The organism is Botryobacter ruber (assembly GCF_003347595.2).
Taxonomy (GTDB): Bacteria; Bacteroidota; Bacteroidia; order Cytophagales; family Hymenobacteraceae; genus Pontibacter; species Pontibacter ruber_A.
Genome location: NZ_QCZK02000048.1, coordinates 39,288 through 46,139, shown reverse-complemented (window position 1 = coordinate 46,139; position 6,852 = coordinate 39,288). Strand labels below are relative to the sequence as shown.

Here is a 6,852-nt window from a genome sequence, read left to right as displayed (position 1 = left end):
TGGGTTGCTGCGCAGCAGCATAAAAAAGTAGCCCCGGCTAGCGGGGCTACACAAGATGAACATCCGTGACCTTTCGGCTGGGAGCTCTCTTTTGGGTAAGACAAAGATAACAAAATTATCCTATAAAAAAACTTGACTTTTAAGACAGTACCTTGTGGGCAAGCTGCAGAAACGCCTGCTAAAAGAGGTTATAAAACGGAAGGTACTTTCTACCAGATTGCATTAACCTGCTTCACTCGAAACAGCTTCTCAGGTTTACTGCACCTGCCTCCATAGCCTCTGCCTCAGCTATACCAGGTAGGTGGAAACGAGATAGTGCCAATCCTGAAAATCCTAAAATTCTGTAAATCCTGATTCAGACAATCACAAAAATCATTTCATCACTACCATCAACGGTTCAGGCAAACCAGCAGAGGCAGTTGTGGCTGGGGCAGAACATTTTTCAAACCCCTTACAAACGATTGGGTACCCGTGAAGGGTACCCCTACGATCACAATTCACGCCTTCATAATCTCCCCAATAACTAATAACCAATAACGAATAACTAATTAAACAGCAGCTTCAGGTAAAACGAGGGTTGTTTTAGTTTTTCGCGGAGGTCCAGGTCGTTGAACATGCAGGAGATGGTTTCGGCTAAGGCTTTGTTTTTGGTGGCTTTGCTGGCTACCTGGTCGAAAAGCCAGGGGTAGTTGAGGAGGCGCTGCATCTGGCGGCTTAGCTTCAGTTCTTTCCAGAGGCGGTTGTACACGGCTTTGTCGTAGCCTTGCATAAAGCTGGCAGAGAAATCGTTCTGCGCCAGGCACTGCGCCGCCTGTTCTGCAGCCCAGCGCCCGCTGATCATGGCATTGCTGATGCCTTCGCCGGTAAACGGATCTATCAAGGAAGCAGCATCGCCCAGCAGCATGTAGTTATCGCCGGAGATGATTCTGCGCTTGCTGCCCAAGGGCAGGCCGTAGCCACTGATGTTGCCCTGTAGTTCTGCGTTGGCAAAGCGGGCTTTGAATTCAGGATGGGTGTTGATGATGCGGAGCATCTCCTGCTTCAGGTTAAGCTTCTTTTTGCTTACCACGCTGCTCAGCATGCCTACGCCCACATTGGCATAGCCATTTGACAGCGGGAATATCCAGAAGTAACCCGGCAGGAAGTCTTTGAGGAAGTGCAGCTCAATAAACCCGTCTTTATCGAGCCCCGCCACATTTTTATAGTAGGCGCGCAGCCCGGCACAGTAGTGCTCCGGCTCCTGTTTTATACCTGCCGAATGCCGGGCAAAGGCGGAGTGTGCTCCGTTAGCCGCCAGCAGCAAGCGGGAGCTGATCTGCACCTTTCCGCTTTTATCAGAGAGTACAAACCTGTTTTCCTGCTTCTGGTAAGAGGCGATATCCACTCCTTCCAGCAACGTGATCTCGGGACGTTTTTTTACTTCTTCTGCCAGAAAATTGTCGTAATGGATGCGCTTGACGATGTAGCCGGAGGGGGTGTCGCGGGTGGTGTTGTAGTTGCTTTTAAACGGTACGCTGAGCTTATGGCCGCCCGGCGAAATAAAATGAATACCCCACGAGGGCAACTGGTGCGGCTCCTGGCTCAGCAGTTGGGGCAGCTCGGGCGCTATACGCTTCAGCTCATTTACCACCTTGCCACTGAGGGCATCACCACAAATTTTATCACGGGGAAAAACAGCTTTATCAACTAAAACAGAAGGAATGCCTTTGTGGGCAAGGTGAAGCGCTGCGGTTGCCCCTCCCGGACCGGCTCCTACAATACAAATATCAGCTTCTTGCATAAAAGAGGTTGAGAAGCGCGTAAATTATCAAATATCTACGGCATTGTTGCAAGAAAAGCCCCAAAAGCAGGCATAATGGCAGCAAAAAGGCACAAAAAAAGAGGAAGGCTTACAGGCTTTCCTCTTTTCATATATCATGTGTAGGTGGTTATTTCTTATTTAATGGTGTATTGTTACCACCTTTCGCAAGGTTACGGTTCGGGTTCTGCACTTTCGTATCGTCTGCGTTTAGTGCATTCCTGTTCGGGCTGTGCTCGATGTTACCCATCGGCTTATTGGTATCCTTTGCGTTCGGATTATTCTTCTTCAACTCGTCCAGGTTCTTTTTATTTTCATTTTTTAAGCTCATGTCCTTCTCTTCATTAGTTATACTAGTTTTACCGCACACACCCGTACTTTGTTACACTTTTGTTGCCGACAGTGCTGTAAAACAAGAAAAGGGAAACCGAAGCTTCCCTTTAACTGCCTGACAGGCTGATGCGGCAAAAGCAGCTATTAAAGTACAGTATCGAAGGCTACCAGGTTTACAAACTGCTGCACACGCGCTTCAATTTCGCTGCTGCTCAGGTTGATGATGCGCTCGGTTCCAAACTTCTCTACACAGAACGAGGCCAGTGCCGACCCATTGATCACAGCGCGCTTCATATTATCAAAACTTACATCGCCGGTTCTGGCCAGGTAGCCTGCAAAACCACCCGCAAATGTATCGCCGGCTCCGGTTGGGTCAAACACTTCTTCCAGCGGAAGGGCCGGGGCAAAAAACACTTTTTCTTCGTTGAAAAGCAACGCGCCGTGTTCTCCTTTTTTAATGATCAAAAACTTCGAACCCAGTGCCATTATTTTTTTGGCCGCCTTCACCAGCGAATACTCGCCGCTCAGCTGCCGCGCCTCTTCATCGTTAATGGACAGCACATCTACCAGGCCAATAGTCTGCTTCAGCTCTTCCAGCGCAATGTCCATCCAGAAATTCATGGTGTCCATGATGATGAGCTTCGGGCGCTTGTTCAGGCGCTCTATTACCGTGCGCTGTACCTGCGGTGCCAGGTTGCCCAGCATCAGGATTTCGCAGTTCTGGTAGCTCTCAGGCACTACCGGGTCGAAATCGGCCAGCACGTTCAGTTCGGTTACCAGCGTTTCGCGGCTGTTCATATCGTTGAAGTAGCGGCCCGACCAGAAAAACGACTTCTCGTTCTCCTTTACCTGTACCCCCTCGGTATCGATGCCCCGCTGGTGCATGAGCCGGATGTGCTCCTGGTCGAAGTCGCCCCCAACAACCGATACCACATTTACCGGGTTTACAAAATAAGACGCCGACAAAGCAGCATAGGTAGCAGCTCCACCAATTATCTTATCTGTTTTTCCGAAAGGTGTTTCCAGCGCATCAAACGCCATAGATCCGACTACGAGTAAGCTCATCTTTTAAAGTTTAAGAGTTTTAGAGTTAGAGAGTTTAGGAGTTAGAAAGTCAGAAAGGGAAAGAGGTTGGATTTGTAGGGGTTCAAAACTTTCAACCCTATAAATAATAACAGAAAAACATTTCTGCTCCTGCCACCATTGCCTCTGCTCCTGGTTATGCTAAAATTCTGTAAATCCTGATTCTGACAAACGATGTGGCAATTTAACAATAAAATAAAAAAGCCCTTGAAGTTTTGAAGCTTCAAGGGCTTGGGGTGGAAGATGGGGCTCGAACCCACGACCCCCAGAATCACAATCTGGTGCTCTAACCGACTGAGCTACAACCACCGTGTTTGAGATTGCAAATATACGCCTGAATTTGTGATTTGCAATACGACAGGCGCAAAAAATGTAAAATTTTGCTTCAGCTGCAGCTTCAAAAACAGAACTCTCTGCTAATCAGGCTGATTATTTTACGTCCAAGACTTAATTCTTTAAGGCATTCTTCACTTATGTTTTTTGGCCAGATGTTTTGCGTACTCACTTTTGTTATCAAGGTCTACAGGAATGTTTACGCCGGTTGCTAAATTTTCCACAAACGGCGCAATCTGAATTTCATCGTCATCGGTTTGCTCCGTTGCTACTAACGACCGCAGGTAAGTTTCAATCAGCTTTGACAAACTCTGGTTGTGAGCAGAGGCATAAGCTTTCGCTTTCTCTATCACATCCTTATCCAGCTTTAAAGTAAGTTTGGTATCCATATACATAACATACGTACAAAATACCAAAATCAGCACGTACAACTTGCTTGATATTTCCGCCTACCTGTCAAACAGCATCCGCACTCCTTTTTTGCTCTCGTCGAAGCTGCCGTTGGCAAAGGCCAGGTGCCCGGATACGATGGTGTGGGTAATGGTGCTACCGAAGGTGTAGCCCTCGAAAGGCGACCAGCCGCAGTGGTAGTAGATGTTGTCTTTGCTCACGGTGTAGGGCTTGTTCAGGTCTACCAGCACCAAATCGGCCCAGTAGCCTTCCCGGATGTAGCCGCGCTCCCGGATGTTAAACAATATAGCTGGCGCATGGCTCATTTTCTCCACCATTTTCTCCAGTGGCAGCTTGCCCTGCTGCACAAATTCCAGCATGGTTTGCAGCGAGTGCTGTACCAGCGGCACCCCGGATGGCGCTTTTTTATACTTCGCCTGTTTCTCTTCCCAGGTGTGGGGGGCATGGTCGGTGGCGATGATGTCGAGCCTGTCGTCCAGCAGCCCCTCCAGCAGCCCTTTCTTGTGGCGCGCCTCTTTAATGGCGGGGTTACATTTAATCTGGGTACCCAGCGTGTCGTAATCTTCTTTATCGAACCACAGGTGGTGCACACACACTTCGGCAGTTATTCTTTTCTCCTGCAGCGGAATATCGTTGCGGAACAGCGACAGCTCTTCTTCGGTGGAGATGTGCAGGATGTGGAGGCGCGTGTTGTGCTTCTCGGCCAACTTTACAGCCGTGTACGACGATTTAAAACAGGCAGTCTCGTTCCTGATTTCCGGATGGCATTTTACAGGAATGTCTTCGCCATACTTCTCTTCATAAAAAGCCATGTTGTCGCGGATAGTCTGCTCGTCTTCGCAGTGCACGGCAATCGGCAACCTGGCTTTGGCGAAAATCTCCTCCAGTGTTTCCACATTATCTACGAGCATATTGCCCGTAGAGGAACCCATAAAGATCTTGATGCCACACACGGTATTCGGGTTGGTGAGCAGCACCTCCGCCAGGTTATCGTTGGTAGCGCCCATAAAGAAGGAGTAGTTGGCCAGCGAGGTTTCGGCGGCAATATCGAACTTATCCTCCAGCAGGTCCTGCGTTACGGCATTGGGCACGGTGTTGGGCATCTCCATAAAAGAGGTTACGCCACCAGCCACCGCAGCCTTTGCTTCAGAACCAATCGTTCCTTTGTGCGTCAGCCCCGGCTCCCGGAAGTGTACCTGGTCGTCGATCACGCCAGGCAGCAGGTGCAGGCCTGTGGCGTCTATGGTTTCGTCAGCCGTGGCTGTTATGTTTTGGGCAATCTGCGCAATGCGTCCGTCCTGTACCAGCACATCGGCTGTGGTAACTGTATTCTCGTTAACAAGTTGCGCGTTCTTTATGAGGATTGATTTCATGTGGCTAAGTTACAGAATTACCGCGTTTCCTGCTTCATTTTTAGGCAGGCTTGTTGGGAGGATATAAGGCAAATGCTATCTGAACCCGGATTAACCAAATAAAGTCTGCTGCACCAGCCACCACTCCCGCTGCTCCCTGCTGTTACCCGTACGTGAGCAGCGCAACCGCAAACGAAACTACCGTAAGCACCAGCCCCACCATAAAGATGGTGTAGGAAATGCGCAGGATCTTGTACTTGCGGTCCAGCACTTCGCCCAGGTAATAAATGTCGGTAACCATGTTGGTGTAGAGCGAATTTTTATCGCGCATAATGTCGTGCATCCCCTGCTGAAACTCCTCGAGCGTCAGGTTGGTGAAGTTGCCGAAGAAGAGCAGGTTTACGTTGCGGTTCACTACCTTTTTTTCGTTGAACGTGAAACGCGTAACGTCGGGCTGGGCCGATATAATGGCAAACACAATAGACCCAAGCGTGGTGAGCAGCAGCATGCCGATTGGAATGATGAGCGTGCGGTGCTGCGCAAAGTCGGTTCCGATAACCGACGACTTGGCACTCAGGTAGGTAATAATAACGGAGATGATAATGGCATTGAGGCTGATCATCATGTTCGCCTTGTTATCGGCGATGGCGCTCAGGTTCAGGTGTGTGCGGTACGTGTTGCGAAACATGGTCTCGATGCCACGCTTAGGCTGCGCCAGGGTCTTGCGGTGCTTCTTCTCCGATTTCTTTTCCTTCTTTACTTCGGTGTGCAGGTTGTTGCGCTGGTCCTGGATGTTGAGCCCCAGTTGCGCCGCAAACCTGCGCTGCGCCTCGGAGGTCCGGAAAGTGGTAGACAACAGGAAGTCCATCTGGAACTGCGCCCACTCCCGCTCCGAGTAAAACTTATCCAGGAAAATCTCCCACTCCAGGCGCAGCAGCTCGGCCGTGGCAAAAAACGTGTTCTTGCCAATGTTCGACAGGTCAGCATCCACAATAATTTCCTGCAGCAGCCCCACCGGCTGGTTGGTGTGTTTGGTGGCCATAATCAACTCGGCAATCAACTCAATCCGCTCCGCCGGGTACAGCTGCCTTTCCAGCCATTCCGTAGCAATACGCACGCTTTCTTCCTCGTGCCCGGTATATGTTTTTATATAACCGGTATCATGAAACCAGGCTGCCAGCAGCAGGTCCTGCATTTCGTTTTCGGGCAGCTGGTGCATCTCCCCCAGTTGCTGCGCCTCAGACACGGTATCACATGTATGTTTGAAGTTATGATAAACCAGTTTCCTGGAAAGCCTTTCTTTAAACAGAGCCGCTACAAACTCTTTTGCCTGTAGTACAATCTTTGCCTGTTGTTGAATTATTGTTTTGTCTTCCATAATGCTATTGATACTGTGTGGCCAGAGGAATTTCGGAAGCCATGTCCCTGGCACCGACAGCAGGTAAGCGCAAGCGCTCTTATTTTATACTGTTGATTGCGGTTACGTTAATAACTGTATTTTGTTAAAGCCGGCTTAGAGCACCAAACCGCATGTGCCAGGTT

The 6,852-nt window shown here is 49.5% G+C and carries 6 protein-coding genes and 1 tRNA gene; all 7 read right to left on the bottom strand.

What is annotated here, in order from left to right:
* Positions 1 to 544 precede the first annotated feature (544 nt).
* Positions 545 to 1,780 (bottom strand): NAD(P)/FAD-dependent oxidoreductase, encoded by a 1,236-nt coding sequence (locus DCW36_RS15620; protein ID WP_114783910.1) that lies wholly within the window; start codon positions 1,778 to 1,780, stop codon positions 545 to 547.
* A gap of 148 nt (positions 1,781 to 1,928) precedes the next feature.
* The gene (locus tag DCW36_RS15615; protein WP_114783920.1) at positions 1,929 to 2,129 is read right to left on the bottom strand and encodes a hypothetical protein; all 201 of its coding nucleotides are present in this window, start codon (positions 2,127 to 2,129) and stop codon (positions 1,929 to 1,931) included.
* A gap of 146 nt (positions 2,130 to 2,275) precedes the next feature.
* Positions 2,276 to 3,196: a PfkB family carbohydrate kinase gene (locus DCW36_RS15610; RefSeq protein ID WP_114783909.1), complete on the bottom strand. Its 921-nt coding sequence runs from the start codon at positions 3,194 to 3,196 to the stop codon at positions 2,276 to 2,278.
* Positions 3,197 to 3,446: 250 nt separating this feature from the next.
* A tRNA-His gene (locus tag DCW36_RS15605) sits at positions 3,447 to 3,523 on the bottom strand.
* A 158-nt stretch (positions 3,524 to 3,681) separates the two neighbouring features.
* The gene (locus DCW36_RS15600; protein ID WP_114783918.1) at positions 3,682 to 3,936 is read right to left on the bottom strand and encodes a DUF6364 family protein; all 255 of its coding nucleotides are present in this window, start codon (positions 3,934 to 3,936) and stop codon (positions 3,682 to 3,684) included.
* A 60-nt stretch (positions 3,937 to 3,996) separates the two neighbouring features.
* The gene (locus DCW36_RS15595) at positions 3,997 to 5,331 is read right to left on the bottom strand and encodes a dihydroorotase (RefSeq protein ID WP_114783905.1); all 1,335 of its coding nucleotides are present in this window, start codon (positions 5,329 to 5,331) and stop codon (positions 3,997 to 3,999) included.
* Positions 5,332 to 5,473: 142 nt separating this feature from the next.
* Positions 5,474 to 6,688 carry a Pycsar system effector family protein gene (locus DCW36_RS15590; RefSeq protein WP_114783903.1) on the bottom strand — a complete coding sequence of 405 codons (1,215 nt, stop codon included), beginning with the start codon at positions 6,686 to 6,688 and terminating at the stop codon, positions 5,474 to 5,476.
* Positions 6,689 to 6,852: the final 164 nt, after the last annotated feature.